This window comes from Micromonospora inaquosa, from assembly GCF_003857055.1.
GTDB lineage: Bacteria > Actinomycetota > Actinomycetes > Mycobacteriales > Micromonosporaceae > Micromonospora > Micromonospora inaquosa.
The window spans coordinates 1-2628 of the sequence record NZ_QGSZ01000028.1 but is presented as its reverse complement, the minus strand read 5'-3'; the positions used below and the strand labels follow the sequence as shown (position 1 = coordinate 2628).

Below are 2628 nucleotides of genomic sequence, written 5' to 3'. Positions count from 1 at the left end.
GTGCAACAGGCCGGCGTGCGGGCGCTGCCCGGAGCACCCGCACGCCGGCCTGTTGCACGAATACCTCTCGCTTGTCGACGGCCGCGCCCTTTTCGTTCAACACGTAACCCGTCAGCCAGACCCAACCGTGGTAGGTCGGGCGCGGGTCCACGCTCACCAGTCGCAGGCGCAGTGCCCGGTTACCAGCGAACTGCACCGAGCACGCCGCGCCGATCAGCAGCAGGTCGCCGGGCTTCAGGTCGGTCACGTCGGCCAGTGCCCGCGGTTGATCGGGATGCGATGGCGCGCTCGGCAGGGCAGGTCCGCGCCGCAGCGGCACACAGTGCGCCAGCGCGTCCAGCTCCAGACGGGCCGGTGTCGACGGGCGAGGGTCAGTGCGGTGACCAAGAGGTATTCGTTGTACGACACGCGCACAGCGGTGTCCTTCCCGAAGAATAGCGTCACACCGGTTCACGGCTCATGCTCGCGCGTGCGGCAGTGGGCTATTGTCGACCCATTCCCGACGCCATTTCTGGGATCTGCTGACGCGTGACAGCATGTTCCATGCTGGCCACCTTGTGCAACGCCAAAACCCGCCCTAACCTCAGACCATATCGACGCACGAGGAATGGTAATGAAATGCGCTCGGGGCGAAACATTCGGTGTTGCAGGAGGAGAGCGGTGATGTTGCATGACGGATGAAACAAGCGGGTCCACGGTTCCTCGGCGGCAGCTCGGACGGTTGCTCACGCAGCTCCGCGAGGATGCGTCGGTGACGCTGGACGCTGCGGCCGAAGCACTTGACTGCTCGCGGCAGAAGGTGTGGCGCATCGAGAAGGGGTTGGTGCCGGTGCGCGTGGTGGACGCCCGCGCGATGTGCGTTCTCTACCGAGTTCCGGACGCGATGAAGGAAATCGTCGCTGGGCTCGCGAAGGAGACTCGCGCCAGGGGTTGGTGGCATTCGTACGGCGATGTGGTTCCGTCGTGGTTCTCGCTGTACGTCGGCCTAGAATCGTCGGCCACGCTGATTCGCCGATATGATTCGGAGCTGATCCCCGGGCTTCTGCAAACCCGGGAGTACGCCAGCGAACTGTTCCGCCGGAAGAATCCGACCATGACCGGCGAGGAGCGGGAGAAGTTGGTGGAGGTGCGGCTGCAACGGCAGGGCATTCTCGTGCGCCGGCTGCCCACCGCGCCCACCCTGCGGGTCGTCCTGAGCGAGGCCGTGCTGCGACGCGCGATCCCCGACCGCCGGGCGATGGCTCAGCAGTTGCGACACCTGCTCGACGTGGCCGCGCTGCCGAACGTGAGTCTGCGGGTGCTGCCGCTCGCCGCCGGTCCGCCCTTGGCCAGCGAGACCGGCACCTTCGTCCTGCTGGACTTCCCACAGGCGTTCGGCAGGGCGTCGACCGAGCCGACCACCGTCTACCTGGAGAACATCACCGGAGCGCTCTATCTGGACAAGCCAGCCGAGGTGGCCGCCTTCGAACATGTCTGGTCGGATCTGGAGGCGCTCGCGTCGGGTGAGGCAGAATCAGAGAAAATGATCACTTCGATCATCGAGGAGCATCATGACTGACCTTGCCGGTGCCAGCTGGCGCAAGAGCACCCGCAGTGGCGGGAGCGGCGGTGACTGCGTCGAGGTGGCCGACAACCTGCCCGGCGTCGTGGGCGTACGGGACAGTAAGGACCCGAGCGGTCCGGCGCTGACCTTCGCCCCGGCCACCTGGGCCGCGTTCGTGGGCGGCGTCAAGGAGCAGCGCCAGCGCTGACCTCGATCAACCCACCGCCGGGACGCGACTCGATCAGCGCGCAACCCGGTCGGGCCGGGCTGGCTATCCTTGGCACCTGTGCCAGAGGGACACACCATCCATCGCCTGGCGGCCCGGCACGCCAAGCTGTTCGCCGGGGACAAGCTGCACGCCACGAGCCCGCAGGGTCGTTTCGCCGACGGTGCCGCCCGGCTCTCCGGGACGGTGCTGGAGGGCACCGAGGCGTACGGCAAGCACCTGCTGCACCACTACGCCGGCGAGCTGACCCTGCACGTACACCTCGGGTTGTACGGCAAGTTCACCGACGGGTCGGGGGAGCCGCCGGAGCCGGTCGGTCAGCTGCGGCTACGGCTGGTCAGCGACCGGCACTGGCTGGACCTGCGCGGGCCCACGGCCTGTGAGCTGCTCACCCCGCCCGAGGTGGCCGCGCTGCGGGCCCGCCTCGGGCCGGATCCGTTGCGCGTCGACGCCGACCCGCAGCGGGCGTACACCCGGATCGCCCGCAGCCCCACACCTCTCGCCGCGCTGCTGCTGGACCAGTCGGTGGTGGCCGGCACCGGCTTGATCTTCGTGACCGAGGCGTTGTTCCGGGCGGGGCTGCCGCCCACGATGCCGGGGCGGCAGCTGACCAGAACCGGCTGGGACGCGCTCTGGGCCGACCTGGTCGGGCTGATGCGGCTCGCCGTCGAGCAGGGCCGGATCGACACCGTTCGCGACGCGCACCTGCCGGAGGCGATGGGCCGCCCGGCGCGGATGGACCGGCACGGTGGCGAGGTGTACGTCTACCGCCGCCCCGGCGCACCCTGCCACGTCTGCGGCACCGAGATCAGCCGCGGCGGCCTAGCCGGCCGCAACCTCTACTGGTGCCGTACCTGCC

General features: G+C 68.8%; 4 protein-coding genes. 3 read left to right on the top strand and 1 reads right to left on the bottom strand.

The window, feature by feature from the left end; translation table 11 throughout:
• Window positions 1-247 (bottom strand): hypothetical protein (locus DLJ59_RS00180; protein WP_124770519.1); only part of this gene is annotated, 247 nt, incomplete at its 3' end.
• Between the two features lie 423 nt (window positions 248-670).
• Here DLJ59_RS00180 and DLJ59_RS00175 point away from each other — a divergent pair.
• The 3 genes from DLJ59_RS00175 to DLJ59_RS00165 form a co-directional block, all read left to right on the top strand.
• Window positions 671-1558, top strand: coding sequence for a helix-turn-helix domain-containing protein (locus tag DLJ59_RS00175; protein ID WP_124770518.1), 888 nt, complete (start codon window positions 671-673; stop codon window positions 1556-1558).
• Complete coding sequence (locus DLJ59_RS00170) at window positions 1551-1751, top strand: DUF397 domain-containing protein (protein ID WP_124770517.1); 201 nt, start codon at window positions 1551-1553, stop codon at window positions 1749-1751. The genes DLJ59_RS00175 and DLJ59_RS00170 overlap by 8 nt, the downstream gene beginning before the upstream one ends.
• 78 nt (window positions 1752-1829) lie before the next feature.
• Window positions 1830-2628 (top strand): Fpg/Nei family DNA glycosylase (locus DLJ59_RS00165; RefSeq protein ID WP_148096912.1); only part of this gene is annotated, 799 nt, incomplete at its 3' end.